Genomic DNA, 14,011 nt, shown 5'->3' with positions numbered 1-14,011 from the left:
CCTCATTAACAAGCTTTCATAGATGTAAATGTCTTAAATAATACCCATTTCTTTTCCAACTTTTTCATATGTGCGAATTGCTTCATCAAGCATTTCCTTCGTATGTGCTGCTGTTGGCATATTACGAACACGTCCTGTTCCTTTTGGTACAGTTGGGAACACAATTGATTTTGCGTATACGCCCTCTTCGTTTAAACGTTGACTAAATTTTTGTGTTAATACTTCATCACCAATAATACAAGGTGTAATTGGTGTTTCACTTTCTCCAATGTTAAAACCAAGCTCTTTTAAACCTTGTTTCAAATAACGACCATTTTCCCATAAACGGTCATGCAGCTCAGTGCTTTCCATTAAAATTTCAATTGATCTCATACAAGCAGCTGCATCAGCTGGTGTTAACGCTGTTGAGAATAAGAATGGACGTGAGCGCACTTTTAACCAATCGATTAAGTTTTTCTTACCAGCAACATATCCACCAATTACACCAATCGCTTTCGATAATGTTCCGATTTGGAAATCTACTTTATCAGATAGTCCAAAATGTTTTACTGTACCAGCACCTTTTCCAAGTACGCCAGAACCGTGTGCATCATCAACGTACGTCATTAAATCTAACTCTTCTGCAATTTCAACGATTTCTGGTAGTTTTGCTACATCGCCATCCATTGAGAATACACCATCTGTAATAACCATTAATTTATTGTAAAGACCTGATTCTTTTGCTTCGATTGCTTTTTTACGTAAATCTTCCATATCAGAATGTTTATAAACAATAATTTTTGCTCTTGATAAACGGCAACCATCAATAATAGATGCGTGGTTTAATTCATCAGAAAGAATTGCATCATTTTTATCCATAACAGCTGAAATCGCTGCCATATTACAATTAAATCCAGATTGATATGCAATTGCGGCTTCTGTATGTTTGAATTTCGCAATTGTTTCTTCTAATTTAATATGCAAATCAAGTGTACCGTTAATTGTACGAACAGCCCCTGCACCAACGCCATATTTATGAATCGCGCCGATTGCTGCTTCTTTTAAACGCTCGTCTGTGGCTAAGCCAAGGTAATTATTTGAAGATAAATTAATATATTCTTTTCCGCCAATTGTAATAATCGGTCCATTCGAACTTTCAAGCGGATCAATAACGTTATAAAGCCCCTTTGATTTCAAGTCCTCTAGGTTTTCTACTAAAAATTGTTCAAGTGTTTTGCTAGACATCGTGAAACCTCCCTATTGTTCATATAAAGAAAGTATTATCCTATATAAATCCAAATTAAAACCCGACATAAAAAACCCTTTTCTTTTTAAGTGGGCAAGAGCATCTGGCCATACGTAGAAGCGGTCAGGGCCTTTTTCTACCACATGCGAAATAAAAACAAAGGGAGAAAGCAAGTGCAGAATCTTTTTTTCTGCATAGCAGCAATCTTTATGTCAAAAAATTAAAATGGATTCATATAATACCCCTTTACAAGCTTAACACGTTTCAAAAATTTATTATAGGAAAATAGTTTAAAGTAAACGCTTACATCTATTGATTATATCTTATATAATATCGGAAATCTATTATTATTATTTAGATTTTGGTAGAATTAAAAAAACGTTTTCAAGGAGATGATACAATGTCTTATACAGAATCTGACGTTTACAATGAAGACTTATTTTTTGAACAGTACATAAAACGTAGACATCGAACCGATAACCCAAACGACACGATTGAAAAGCCTGCTCTCTTACAGTTATTTGGCCATATAAAAGGTAAAAGTATTCTTGATCTCGGCTGTGGTGATGCACAATTTGGAGTAGAGTTACTGCAGAAAGGGTGCCAATCTTATACTGGAATTGAAGGCTCCCACCGTATGTATGAAGAAGCTCAAAAACAATTACAAAATACAAATGGAATTGTCCATCTTTTAAACCTCAAAGACTATACATACCCATCTTCTACTTTTGATATCGTTACATCTAGACTTGTCCTTCACTACATTGAACATATTGATGATACTCTCAGACAGATTTTTCAAACGTTAAAACCTGGCGGTACTTTTGCTTTTAGTGTTCAACACCCAGTTATCACCTCTGCATTTGAAAGCTTACAAGCCACTGGAAAACGAACAAGCTGGCTTGTTGATGATTATTTTAAAACTGGCAAACGGATCGAACCATGGATTAATGAACATGTCGTTAAATACCACCGGACGATTGAACAATACTTCATATCTTTACAAAAAGCTGGTTTTACGATCACTAGTTTACGCGAAGCAACACCAGATTTGCAGCATTTTCAAAGTGAAGAAGAATATATACGTAGGCTGCGTATCCCCCTGTTTCTATTATTTTCGTGTACAAAATAAAAAGGCGATGTTGATTCATCGCCTTATATATATAAATCCACTTTGATTTTTTAACACACAAATCGCTGCTATGCAGAATACAACATGCCTTGCACTTGCTTGCTCTTTTTGTTTCAAACCTGGCATGTGGCAGGAAAAGGCCCTGACCGCTCCTATGCGCGGCCAGACACTCTCGTCCTCCCCTAAAAAAAGGGGGTTTTATGTCGGTTTTTCAATTTGCATTTATATATATTTTTCCTTTTAATTAACCGCTTGCGGAAGTATACGTCTTCCCTTTCCTTGCGGGATACAAAGCGGTGTACCGAATAACGGGTCTGTTATAATTTCACAATTCATGCGAAAAACATCACGTACAAGCTTATCATTAATAATATCTTCTGGTTTGCCTTGTGCATAAATTTGTTTATCACGAATTGCTACAATATGATCTGCATAACGACAAGCTAAATTTAAATCATGCAGCACCATTATGATTGTCCGTTGCTCATTCTCATTTAACTCAAATAATAAATCAAGCACTTCAATTTGATGTGTCATATCTAAATATGTTGTTGGCTCGTCTAATAAAATGATATCTGTATCCTGAGCAAGTGTCATTGCAATCCATGCACGCTGACGTTGTCCACCAGAAAGGGCATGAACATCTCGTTCTGCAAATTCAGTCATCCCCGTTGCAGCTAATGCTTTCCATATCATTTCTTCATCTTGCTTTGACCATTGCTTTAACCATGTTTGATATGGATAACGTCCTTGTTTAACAAGCTGAAGAACAGTTACTCCTTCTGGCGCTTGTGGGCCTTGTGGCAAAATCGCAAGCTGGCGAGCAATTTGCTTCGTTTGCATATTTTGAATAACTTGATCTCCTAATAAAATATCCCCAGATGTTGGTTTTAATAAACGTGCAAGTGAACGTAATAAAGTAGACTTCCCACAGCCATTTGAACCGATGAAAATCGAAATTTTCCCTTTTGGAATTTCTAAATCCAATTCATCAATAATAATTGTTTCACCATAAGACAACGTTAATGATTTTGTTTCTAATGCTTTTTGCATGTTTATCTTCCTTTACTCCGTTTTTTAATAGATAGTAAATCATCTATATATTTTTTCTTTACCTTTATGAATTTCGACTTTTATAAAGTAAATAAATAAAATATGGAGCACCGATTGCTGATGTAAATACACCTGCTGGCACTTCAAGCGGAGCAAAGACTGTGCGCCCAATTAAATCTGCAGCAAGTACTAAAATCGCACCTACAACAGCTGCTACTGGAATTAACGCACCATATAAAGAACCTACTAACCTTCTTGAAATATGTGGTGCCATTAAACCAACAAATCCGATTCCACCTGCAAAGGCAACCGCTCCTCCAATTAACGCTGTACTAAGGAGCAAGAGGAAAAGACGTGATTTCGTTAGACGAATACCAAGTCCAGTAGCAATATCATCACCAAGTTCTTGTGCATTTAAATGTCTAGCAGCTATAAATGCAACCACTGTTAAAATAAGAACCCAAGGTGCTAACACCCCTACGTTTTGCCAGGAAGCTCCGTAAACAGTACCGGTAATCCACACATTGGCTTGGCTCGCTTGATAGATTGGTGCTAGCAGCATGAATAATGTTGTTGCTGCTTTCGTTAGTGCCCAAAACCCAACACCAATTAAAACAAGACTAATCGCCGATAACCCATCATTTCTCCACGCAAATAAATATACAAAAAATGCAACGATGGTTGCCCCAATAAAGGCCGCCAGTGGCATATAATGGATACTTACTGTTAATGCATTGTTTTTATCACTAAATATAGCTAGGAATAACACAACCGCTACACTTGCTCCACCTGTAATGCCAATAATATCAGGAGAAGCAAGCGGGTTTCGAACGAGCCCTTGTAAAATACATCCGGCTACAGCAAGAGCTATTCCTACGAGAATTGCAATGAGAATACGTGGCATACGAAACGTATTTACAACCATATTAGACATCGCATCACCGTTTCCGATAATTGCTTGCCATACATCATATGGAGCTATTTTCATCTCTCCCAGACCCGCACTTGCAAAAAATAATCCAATTAAAATAACTAATAAACTTAACAAGACGAGACAAGTTCGTTTATACATTAAAAACGAGAGACCGTCTTTTCCTATACGAAACGGAATGTACTTCTTCATTTGCTAAGCCCTCTCTTACGTGCGATATAAATAAAGAATGGTGCACCAATAAATGCTGTCATAACCCCTACTGGTACTTCTTGTGGCATAATCACATACCTCGCAGCAATATCTGCAAGTAATAACAAAATGGCACCTAACAATCCACTATACGGAACTCTCCAGCGATGATCTACACCAACAAGAGCTTTTGCGAAATGAGGGATAATAATTCCAACAAATCCAATTGGTCCTGCAACAGCAACAGATCCACCTGACAATAAAACAATAATAAGCAGTACAAGTGCCTTCATCATCACTGTTCGTTGTCCTAGCCCTTTTGCTACATCTTCTCCCATCATGAGCGTATTCACTTTCCCTGCCATCAGGAGAGAGGCAATCCAGCCAACTAATAAATATGGAAATACAGATTGTAATACTTCTAACTTTCTACCTTGTACAGAACCAGCAAGCCAAAACAATACTTCTTCTAACGCTTTTTCATTTAAAACAAGCAGCCCCTGTGTTAAAGAAGAGAATAAAGCACTTATCGCTACCCCTGCCAATGTTAACTTAAGAGGAGTTGTCCCTTCTTTTCCTAAAGAACTAGAAGCAAATACAAGTGCGGCAGCAACTGCTGCACCTAAAAAGGCAATCCACGTAAACGCTGACAAAGATGAAATTGAAAAAACAACAATCGCTACAACAATAAAAAAGGCAGCACCTGAGTTTAATCCGATAAAATCCGGAGCAGCGAGTGGATTTTTTGTTAAAGTTTGCATAAAGCAACCAGCGATGGCTAAACTAGCACCGACACTAGCAGCAATAAGCGCACGAGGTAAACGTACGTTTTGAATAATAATATGTTCATTCGAACCATTAAAATGGAAAAAAGCATCCAATGCTAATTTCCCACTTGTATTTGTATATCCCAAAATAATACTCCCCCAAATACAAGCAATAACTGCAATGATTCCACCAAATAATCCAACCCATTTTGCCTGATTTGTTTTTAATAACATGCAGCGTTTCTCCTTTAATACATAATGATACGTTGTTAGTGTATTGTAACTTAATTCGCATCGTCAATGATAGTAATAATTATTTTCAATTGAACCTATTGACAATCTAGTTATAACACCTTAATATCAACCTTGTTAATTGAAAAAGATTCTCAATATCTAGGGGGATACATAATGAATTTCATCAAGCAAAAATCATTTGCATTATTTGTATTCGTGTTATCATTTACCCTTCTTTTAGGGGCATGTGGGAAATCAGATAACAAAGCTGAGCCTAAAAAAGAAGAAAAGAAAGAAATGATTACTGTAGAACATGCAATGGGTAAAACAGAAGTTCCTGCTAATCCAAAGCGTGTCGTTGTTTTAACAAATGAAGGAACAGAAGCTTTACTTACCCTTGGTGTAACACCAATCGGTGCTGCTGAATCACCTACCGGTAACCCATGGTATCCACATACGAAGGACAAACTGAAAAATGTAAAAACTGTCGGTACCGAGCTTCAACCCAATGTAGAAGCAATTGCTTCATTAAAACCCGACTTAATTATTGGTAACAAACTGCGTCACGAAAAAATATACGAGCAATTAAAAGGCATTGCTCCTACTGTTTTCTCAGAAACACTACGCGGTGAATGGAAAGATAACTTTAAACTTTATGCAAAAGCAGTAAATAAAGAAAAAGAAGGTCAAAAGGTACTAGCTGATTACGACAAACGTATAACAGACTTAAAAGGTAAACTTGGAGATAAAGTAAATCAAGAAATTTCTATGGTTCGCTTTATGCCTGGTGATGTTCGTATTTATCACGGAGATACATTCTCTGGTGTTATTTTAAAAGAACTTAGTTTCAAACGTCCTGGTGATCAAAATAAAAATGACTTTGCAGAACGCAATGTATCTAAAGAGCGCATTCCTGCAATGGATGGCGATATCATCTTCTACTTCACATATGATAAAGGTAATGAAAAGAAAGGTTCTGAATTAGAAAAAGAATATATCAACGATCCTCTATTCAAAAACTTAAATGCTTCCAAAAATGGTAAAGTATACAAAGTTGACGATGTCATTTGGAATACAGCTGGCGGTGTAATGGCTGCGAACTTGATGCTAGATGACATTGAAAAACGATTTGTAAAATAAAGTGAAACTTCCATCAGTAGGAGCTCTTCACCCCTACTAATAGCAGGATAAAATATCTTATTAAAATGGTGTAAATTGGTAGTTTTCACCTCTTAATTTATACTTAGTAAAAAACAACTCTAGCATACAAGAGTTGTTTTTTATTTTGTATTCTTATGCAAAATATGTTATATTCTAAAAGTATTAAAAAGAATAGTTTAGTATATTAGAAAAATTTGTTTAGTTAAAATTTTCAGATTAGTTATTATTTTACACTCTTTTCAGACGAGAAAGAATACTCTTGAAAACGCTTATTTTAAATTTTTCAAGGGAAAAATATGATAACGGAAACAGTTTTCACAGAATTTACAAAATTTTTTATTCTATTTCCATATAATTCTATTGACTTCTAAATATTTTGTAAATTAAAATGATTACATAAATATCCGTTGAACAAGATTAGGAGGAATGAAAATGGATGCAGCTGTGAAGTTAGACAAAGCTGGAGAACAACAACAAAAAAAGAAACATCCTCCGGGATTATATTTGTTGTTCTTAACAGAAGCATGGGAAAGATTTAGTTACTACGGAATGCGTGGTCTTTTAGTTCTTTATTTAACAACTGCTGCTGTTAGTGGTGGTTTAGGATTTGATAAAGCAGACGCTGTACAACTTTTTGGTACATTTACAATGCTTGTATATTTCACACCAATTATTGGTGGATGGTTAACTGACCACTTTATCCCAAGACGTCTTGCAATTACTCTTGGCGGTATTGTTATGGCAATTGGGAACTTTGTTCTGTTCTCAATGAATACAACAACTGGACTTTATTTAGGATTAGGATTATTAGTTATTGGTAATGGATTCTTTAAACCAAATATCTCTACTCTATTAGGTGAACTATACAGTGAAAATGATCCACGCCGTGACAGTGCTTTCACAATCTTCTACATGGGTATCAATTTAGGAGCTTTCTTTGCACCACTTGTTTGCGGTTTCCTAGCAGAAGATTTCTTTAAAACAAGCGTTAATGGCGTTATGGTTATGGGTTATAAATATGGGTTCTTGGCTGCTTGTATCGGTATGATTGTCGGTCAGATTTTCTTTAACCTATTAGCTCCTCGTTACCTTGGTGATGCGGGAACAAAAGTTGTAGGTAAAAAATCAAAAGACAAAAATGCAAAAGCTATTGAGAAAAAACCTTTAACAAAACAAGAAAAAAACCGTACTTGGGCAATTATTATTTTAACTTGCTTCGTTGTCTTCTTCTGGGCAGGCTTTGAACAAGCAGGTAGTTCTTTTACTCTTTATACAGATAAGTTTGTTGATCGTACTATTTTCGGATGGGAAATTCCAACATCTTGGTTCCAATCTGTTAACCCAGGATTTATCGTTTTATTAGCACCACTTGTATCTGCATTATGGGCTAAATTATCTAAGACGAAACACGGTGATTTAAAAGTTCCAACAAAAATGGCACTTGGTATGATTCTGTTAGGTGTCGGTTATCTTGCATTAACATTAGCAGTTTTAAAAACAGGAAGTGACGAAGCTCATATTACAACAAAGGCTAGCTTACTGTTTATTGTTATCACATATATGTTCCATACAATAGGTGAATTGTTCCTATCACCTATCGGCCTATCAATGGTAACTAAAATTGCACCTGTAAAATTAACTTCTTTATTAATGGGTGTATGGTTAGCTGGTAGTGGTTTTGCTAATAAGCTATCAGGTATCTTAGCAGCTTACACACAATCTTTAGGTTATTTAGAAGTATTCTCAAGCATTGGTATTATCGTTATTGTATTAGGTTTAATACTTCTTATGTTCTCTAAGAAAATTGCACATATGATGGAATAAATGTAAAAAGCGGAGAAATTTCTCCGCTTTTTTTAATGCTCTTCTAATGTAGTGATGTCTACTTGTACTGTGTCATGTGGTGTTTTTATATCGTGCACATTCGCAAGCCCATTTGTCTCATCACAGCTTTCAATCCAAACAGGCACACCGTGATATGTAACGTCAATTCTACTTGATGATGATAAAATTTGTTTTACTCGCTTTATATCCATTATCATTCCCTCCTTATTCTTTTTTATATTGCCGTGTCTGAATGAATTTTATCCTCGCCTCTCTCTTTATTTCTCAACAATCTGGAGATAAAGTCTCACTATCTGCGAATAGCGGGCGCATGCCAGCAGTTATCCCCCACCTATCTTCTTTGCTCCCCTCTCAATCTTGAGATAGGGGTCTTGCTGCGCGTTAATGCAGGATAAAAAAATAGGTATGTACAAGTACATACCTATTTTTTGCATAATATTTCAATTTTAAGAAAATAATGTTTTTAAAATTTTATTTACTTTCTCATTGTGCACTTCATAATATACTTCTAAACCACGTCTTTCAAAACGGACAACTTTATTCTGCTTTAATTTTGTTAAATGTTGTGATACTGTAGATTGTGGAATTTCTAATACTTCCTGCAACTGTGTTACATTACAAATTCCACGCTGCACTAGTTCCATTACAAGACGAAGACGAAGCGGATGAGCTAGTGCTCGTAACATTTGTACATCTTCTTCTGAAATACGACAATCAAATTGATTTTGATACATATTTTCCCCTCATTTTTTCTACTTATTTTATATTTATACATGTTTTATTTTTATATTTCTTATTCGTTATTCCATTCTATATCCAATAACTTCCTATAATAAAAACCACATTCCTCCTTTATATAGAGAGAAAACTCTCTTTTGATGTTTGAATATTATACTATACGACTTAGAGAAAAAGCAAAGTATCTACAAGGCTGTTCATTGCTTTCAAAAATAAATTTCTCAACATTTTTGTTATATTTTTTTGTATCCCCTCATGATTCTTATATTTAATTAAGCACATCTCTGAAATGTATAGCAGAGAGCTAAAAATTATACAAGAATATATAAACAACAGATAACATATCCTATCCGTATACACTCTTTGCTGTATATTAATCCCTTTATTCCTCCCAATTTCTTCATAAAATGTAGCGGAATTTTTACAGTTACAGATTCTATGTAATAATTACACTTTACCAAGTTGACAATAGTGATTAAGGGGACTATACTAAAAATGTAATTTGATTGTGAAATACTTCACAATTTTTGTGAATAAATTCACAGACTATATATAGGAGATGTCGCAATTATGAATACATGGACACAAATTTATGACCCATTACACAATATTTGGCTATCAGCACTTGTAGCCGCAATACCAATTTTATTTTTCGTATTATGTTTAACAATCTTTAAAATGAAAGGATACATATCTGGATTTTATAGTGTTATTTTAGCTATCATTCTTTCTATATTTGTCTATAAAATGCCAGCAACTATGGCCGTATCCTCCGCTGCCTTCGGTGTAGCCGCTGGATTTTATCCAATTTGTACAATTGTTATCGCAGCAATTTTTCTTTACAAACTAACTGTAAAAACTGAACAATTTAACGTTATTCGCGATAGCATTTCTAGCATTACAAGCGACCCTCGTCTTCAAGTATTATTGATTGCTTATTCTTTCGGTGCTTTCTTAGAAGGTGCAGCAGGTTTTGGTGTACCAGTTGCTATTACAGCAGCATTACTTGTAGGTATGGGATTTGATCCATTAAAAGCAGCGGGTATATGTTTAGTTGCTAACATTGCCGGGGGCGCGATGGGTGCAATGGGTATTCCAATTACAGTACCTGCTCAATTAACACAACTTGACGCATTAACTGTTGGTCGTCATGCAGTTGGAATTTTACCATTTATTAGTTTCGTCTTACCATTCTTACTTGTCGCAATTGTTGATGGTTTCAAAGGAATTAAAGAAACTTGGCAAGGTATTATTGTAAGCGGCGGTTCTTTCGCTCTTACTCAATTCGTTGTAACATATTTCCTTGGTGCAGAACTTACTGATATTTTCGCAGCTGTAGTCAGCATGATCGCATTAGCATTATTCTTACGTGTATGGCAACCAAAATCTTCAACAAAAGCAAAAACAAATAAACTAGAAAAACATAGTTATACAATGAAACAAATTTTATACGCTTGGTCACCATTTGTATTCTTAACTGCATTTGTAACAATTTTTAACTTAAAAGCAGTAAAAGCCTTATTCGCTCCAAATGGTACATTAAGTAGCTTAGTATGGAATATTCAAGTACCTGGCCTGCACAATCACGTGATGAAAACAGCGCCAATCGTTAAAGCAAATACACCGTTTCCAGCAATCTTTAAGTTAGATGTATTCTCATCAACAACTACTGCAATTGTACTTGCAATTATCGTATCTTTACTTGTATTCCGTGTAAGCGGTAAGCTAGTAAAAGAATTAACTATTGAAACATTAAAAGAGTTAAAAACACCAATTTATACAATCTGTAGTGTAATTGCATTAGCATATGTAACAAACTATTCTGGTATGTCTTCAACTCTTGGATTAGCTTTATCATCTACTGGAGATGCATTCCCTATTCTTTCTCCAATCTTAGGTTGGATTGGCGTGTTCTTAACTGGTTCTGTAGTATCCAGCGGTTCTCTATTTGCACCTCTTCAAGCTGTTACAGCCGCTCAATTAGATATCGTTCCTTCTACTCTCGTTGCATTAAACGTAGTAGGCGGTACAATGGCAAAAATGGTATCACCACAATCAGTTGCTGTAGCTTGCGCGGCAGTTGGAATAGTTGGTAAAGAATCAGAACTATTTAAAATAACAATAAAATATAGCTTAATCTTCTTATTCATTATTAGCTTACTTCAACTTAACGCTGCATTCCATATTTTCTAATACAAAAGGCTGATGACTCGTTCATCAGCCTTTTTCTTTCGTCTCCATTTTTTTAATCTCTACTCGCTTAATTTGATGAATATCTTTTTCAAGAATAGTAAATGTCCATTCACCAACAACAGTCGTATCCCCTTCTGCAATTGGTTGTCCTTGCATCATTAGCCATCCCCCAATTGTGTCAACATCTTGTTCATTCAAATGTAAACCGAACAAATCATTAATTTCACTTACTAACACTTTTCCATCAACAATTTTACAATCGTCACTAATATGTTGAATAGGTGGATGTTCATCTTCATCATATTCATCTCGAATTTCTCCCACAATTTCTTCTAAAATATCTTCAAGCGTAACAAGTCCTGCTGTTCCACCGTATTCGTCATATAAAATTGCCAAAGGAATACGTTTTTTTTGCATGCTCAATAACAAATCATGTATTGGAATGTTTTCCATTACTTCAATAACCGGCCTTGTATATGTCGTGATTGATTTTGCTTCTTGCTTTTCTCCATCCATATAACGGATAAAGAAATCTTTTACATTTACCATTCCTATAACTTCATCTTTATCTTCACCGAATACTGGATATCTTGTATATTTTTCTTGGCGAATCATTTCAATATGTGTTTCAAATAAATCTTCCGCATATAACCCAACAATTTCTGTCCGCGGCACCATAATCTCTTTGGCAAGGCGATTGTCAAATTCAAAAATATTATTTACATATTTAAACTCTGCTTGGTTAATTTCTCCGCTTTCATAACTCTCTGATAAAATGAGGCGGAGCTCTTCCTCTGAATGTGCTACTTCATATTCAGAAGCAGGTTTTAATCCAAATAAACTTGCCACAAAACGTGCTGCATGATTTAATGTCCAAATAAATGGATACATAATGCGATAAAAATATATCAGTGGCTTTGAAAACATCAGACTGACTTGCTCTGCTTTTTGGATTGCAAATGTTTTTGGTGCCAATTCTCCAACTACAACATGTAAAAAAGTAATAACAGCAAATGCAATAATAAAAGATACAGTATTAGCAATTGGAGGAGAGATTTGAAGTGTAATCAATACAGGCTCTAATACATGTTTTACGGTTGGTTCACCTAACCACCCCAGTCCCAGTGCTGTAATGGTAATCCCAAACTGGCACGCTGACAAATATTCATCTAAATTAGAAATCACTTTTTTCGCCGCTACTGCTCCCCGCTTTTTTTCTCCTACAAGTTGATCAATGCGACTACTACGTACTTTAACAATCGCAAATTCAATTGCAACAAAAAAGCCCGTCAACGTAATTAAAGCTGCAACTAGTATTAAATTCCCTATTTCCAAGTATCTCCCTTAGCTGTAGGCAGCTAAAGTTACACCTCCCGCAATGATAAGTTTAACTTTCTTTATTTTCTCTCATTTCCTCACAAGAAAACCTGTATAAATTTCACAAATTTTTATTTCTCATATAATTCAAGGGGCAAACCATCTGGATCTTGAAAAAATACAAAACGTTTTCCAGTTATCTCATCAATTCGAATGCTTTCAGTTTGTATACCGTGCTTCTGTAAATGCGATACAGCTTCTTCTATAGATGAAACAGAAAATGCTAAATGTCTTAATCCTGTTGCTTCGGGAAAGCTTATGCGCTTCGGAGGGGTAGGAAATGAAAATAATTCAATTTGATATGTATTCCCAACACACAAATCCAACTTATATGATTCTCTCTCTTCTCGATATACTTCACGTAAAATTTGAAAACCAAGTACTTCTGTATAGAATTTTTTTGATGCTTCATAATTGGAACAAATAATGGCAACGTGGTGAACAGCAGTAATATTCATCTTCTCTTTCCCTTTCTTGTATATTCTCCTTTGAAATGAAAAACCTATATACAAAGTCACCTATAAAGAGGATTACTATGAAATTTTTCACATTTGGTCTCGGACTCATTGTCGTTTTTTTCTTGCTTTTATAGCAAGTAAGAATAGAAAGTACATTAAGTTCAAACCAATCATTATCATGCTTATTGTACAATTAATTTTAACGTTCCTACTATTAAATACACAGGTTGGCCTCATCCTCATTACAGCAATTTCAAATTTATTTAATGAGTTATTAAATTATGCCGCGGCAGGTGTAAACTTTGTATTCGGTGGCTTATTAAACAAAGGTGAAATGTCTTTCTTTTTAAGTGTTTTACTGCCAATTGTATTTATCTCTGTCTTAATTGGTATCTTACAACACTTTAAAATTTTACCATTCATCATTCGCTGGATTGGTTTTTTCCTTAGTAAAATAAATGGTCTTGGTAAATTAGAATCCTAATTGGAATTATTTCAGGAGCAGTAAAAAGTTTACATGAAGAACAAGGAAATGTCGTTGCTAGATTCGGTTTGAAACTCCTATACGGAGCAACATTAGTAAGCATTCTATCTGCGACTATTGTTAGTATTATGATTTAAATTAAATCTTTTTTCCTTTATTTTTTGTATACAATCATTCTTAAACAGATGCCTTTTTATAAGGCATCTGTTTTTCGTGCAAGA

Annotated in this window: 12 protein-coding genes and 2 pseudogenes; 6 read left to right on the top strand and 8 right to left on the bottom strand. The window is 35.0% G+C overall.

Annotation, left to right across the window (positions count from 1 at the left end; all coding sequences use genetic code 11):
* Window positions 1-33 precede the first annotated feature (33 nt).
* Entirely contained in the window at window positions 34-1,224 is a 1,191-nt protein-coding gene (locus BM350_RS18230) for a glycine C-acetyltransferase (protein ID WP_090917543.1), read from the bottom strand.
* A gap of 401 nt (window positions 1,225-1,625) precedes the next feature.
* On the opposite strand from BM350_RS18230, the gene BM350_RS18220 reads away from it, so the two are divergent.
* Entirely contained in the window at window positions 1,626-2,357 is a 732-nt protein-coding gene (locus tag BM350_RS18220) for a class I SAM-dependent DNA methyltransferase (RefSeq protein WP_090917545.1), read from the top strand.
* A 240-nt stretch (window positions 2,358-2,597) separates the two neighbouring features.
* Here the strand turns inward: BM350_RS18220 and BM350_RS18215 are convergent, their stop codons facing one another.
* From BM350_RS18215 to BM350_RS18205, 3 genes are all read right to left on the bottom strand, one after another.
* Window positions 2,598-3,410 (bottom strand): ABC transporter ATP-binding protein, encoded by an 813-nt coding sequence (locus BM350_RS18215; RefSeq protein ID WP_090917547.1) that lies wholly within the window; start codon window positions 3,408-3,410, stop codon window positions 2,598-2,600.
* A gap of 64 nt (window positions 3,411-3,474) precedes the next feature.
* Window positions 3,475-4,533, bottom strand: coding sequence for a FecCD family ABC transporter permease (locus BM350_RS18210; protein WP_090917549.1), 1,059 nt, complete (start codon window positions 4,531-4,533; stop codon window positions 3,475-3,477).
* Window positions 4,530-5,534 (bottom strand): FecCD family ABC transporter permease, encoded by a 1,005-nt coding sequence (locus BM350_RS18205; RefSeq protein ID WP_090917551.1) that lies wholly within the window; start codon window positions 5,532-5,534, stop codon window positions 4,530-4,532. Before BM350_RS18205 ends, BM350_RS18210 begins: the two co-directional genes overlap by 4 nt.
* A gap of 174 nt (window positions 5,535-5,708) precedes the next feature.
* On the opposite strand from BM350_RS18205, the gene BM350_RS18200 reads away from it, so the two are divergent.
* Window positions 5,709-6,674: an ABC transporter substrate-binding protein gene (locus BM350_RS18200; protein WP_090917553.1), complete on the top strand. Its 966-nt coding sequence runs from the start codon at window positions 5,709-5,711 to the stop codon at window positions 6,672-6,674.
* 453 nt (window positions 6,675-7,127) lie between these two features.
* Window positions 7,128-8,519: a peptide MFS transporter gene (locus tag BM350_RS18195; protein WP_090917555.1), complete on the top strand. Its 1,392-nt coding sequence runs from the start codon at window positions 7,128-7,130 to the stop codon at window positions 8,517-8,519.
* Between the two features lie 32 nt (window positions 8,520-8,551).
* Here the strand turns inward: BM350_RS18195 and BM350_RS18190 are convergent, their stop codons facing one another.
* Together BM350_RS18190 and BM350_RS18185 are read right to left on the bottom strand one after the other, a co-directional pair.
* Window positions 8,552-8,731 (bottom strand): acid-soluble spore protein H, encoded by a 180-nt coding sequence (locus BM350_RS18190; protein ID WP_090917557.1) that lies wholly within the window; start codon window positions 8,729-8,731, stop codon window positions 8,552-8,554.
* Window positions 8,732-8,986: 255 nt separating this feature from the next.
* Window positions 8,987-9,274, bottom strand: coding sequence for an ArsR/SmtB family transcription factor (locus BM350_RS18185; protein WP_090917559.1), 288 nt, complete (start codon window positions 9,272-9,274; stop codon window positions 8,987-8,989).
* Window positions 9,275-9,848: 574 nt separating this feature from the next.
* On the opposite strand from BM350_RS18185, the gene BM350_RS18180 reads away from it, so the two are divergent.
* Window positions 9,849-11,471 (top strand): lactate permease LctP family transporter, encoded by a 1,623-nt coding sequence (locus tag BM350_RS18180; RefSeq protein ID WP_090917561.1) that lies wholly within the window; start codon window positions 9,849-9,851, stop codon window positions 11,469-11,471.
* A 24-nt stretch (window positions 11,472-11,495) separates the two neighbouring features.
* Here BM350_RS18180 and BM350_RS18175 read toward each other — a convergent pair whose 3' ends face one another.
* Together BM350_RS18175 and BM350_RS18170 are read right to left on the bottom strand one after the other, a co-directional pair.
* Window positions 11,496-12,806, bottom strand: a complete 1,311-nt coding sequence (locus BM350_RS18175; RefSeq protein WP_090917563.1) for a hemolysin family protein — start codon at window positions 12,804-12,806, stop codon at window positions 11,496-11,498.
* 113 nt (window positions 12,807-12,919) lie between these two features.
* A complete protein-coding gene (locus tag BM350_RS18170; RefSeq protein WP_090917565.1) occupies window positions 12,920-13,306 on the bottom strand; it encodes an SMU1112c/YaeR family gloxylase I-like metalloprotein in 387 nt (128 codons plus the stop codon).
* Between the two features lie 77 nt (window positions 13,307-13,383).
* Between BM350_RS18170 and BM350_RS18165 the strand changes: the two are divergent.
* Together BM350_RS18165 and BM350_RS18160 are read left to right on the top strand one after the other, a co-directional pair.
* Window positions 13,384-13,787 (top strand): annotated as a pseudogene (locus BM350_RS18165) (Na+ dependent nucleoside transporter N-terminal domain-containing protein); the annotation flags it as partial.
* Between the two features lie 2 nt (window positions 13,788-13,789).
* Window positions 13,790-13,927, top strand: a pseudogene (locus BM350_RS18160) (nucleoside transporter C-terminal domain-containing protein); the annotation flags it as partial.
* Window positions 13,928-14,011 lie beyond the last annotated feature (84 nt).

Origin of the sequence: Bacillus sp. 103mf, assembly GCF_900116295.1 — a bacterium.
Taxonomy (GTDB): domain Bacteria; phylum Bacillota; class Bacilli; order Bacillales; family Bacillaceae_G; genus Bacillus_A; species Bacillus_A bruguierae.
Note: the sequence above shows the minus strand (reverse complement) of the source record. Positions and strands in the feature narration are given on the sequence as shown.

Excerpts from the sequence above, each read along its gene's own strand:
- BM350_RS18205 (WP_090917551.1), bottom strand. The coding sequence starts at position 5,534 with ATGTTATTAAAAACAAATCAGGCAAAATGGGTTGGATTATTTGGTGGA.
- BM350_RS18210 (WP_090917549.1), bottom strand. The coding sequence starts at position 4,533 with ATGAAGAAGTACATTCCGTTTCGTATAGGAAAAGACGGTCTCTCGTTT.
- BM350_RS18190 (WP_090917557.1), bottom strand. The coding sequence starts at position 8,731 with ATGGATATAAAGCGAGTAAAACAAATTTTATCATCATCAAGTAGAATT.
- BM350_RS18180 (WP_090917561.1), top strand. The coding sequence starts at position 9,849 with ATGAATACATGGACACAAATTTATGACCCATTACACAATATTTGGCTA.
- BM350_RS18195 (WP_090917555.1), top strand. The coding sequence starts at position 7,128 with ATGGATGCAGCTGTGAAGTTAGACAAAGCTGGAGAACAACAACAAAAA.
- BM350_RS18220 (WP_090917545.1), top strand. The coding sequence starts at position 1,626 with ATGTCTTATACAGAATCTGACGTTTACAATGAAGACTTATTTTTTGAA.
- BM350_RS18185 (WP_090917559.1), bottom strand. The coding sequence starts at position 9,274 with ATGTATCAAAATCAATTTGATTGTCGTATTTCAGAAGAAGATGTACAA.
- BM350_RS18200 (WP_090917553.1), top strand. The coding sequence starts at position 5,709 with ATGAATTTCATCAAGCAAAAATCATTTGCATTATTTGTATTCGTGTTA.
- BM350_RS18230 (WP_090917543.1), bottom strand. The coding sequence starts at position 1,224 with ATGTCTAGCAAAACACTTGAACAATTTTTAGTAGAAAACCTAGAGGAC.
- BM350_RS18170 (WP_090917565.1), bottom strand. The coding sequence starts at position 13,306 with ATGAATATTACTGCTGTTCACCACGTTGCCATTATTTGTTCCAATTAT.
- BM350_RS18215 (WP_090917547.1), bottom strand. The coding sequence starts at position 3,410 with ATGCAAAAAGCATTAGAAACAAAATCATTAACGTTGTCTTATGGTGAA.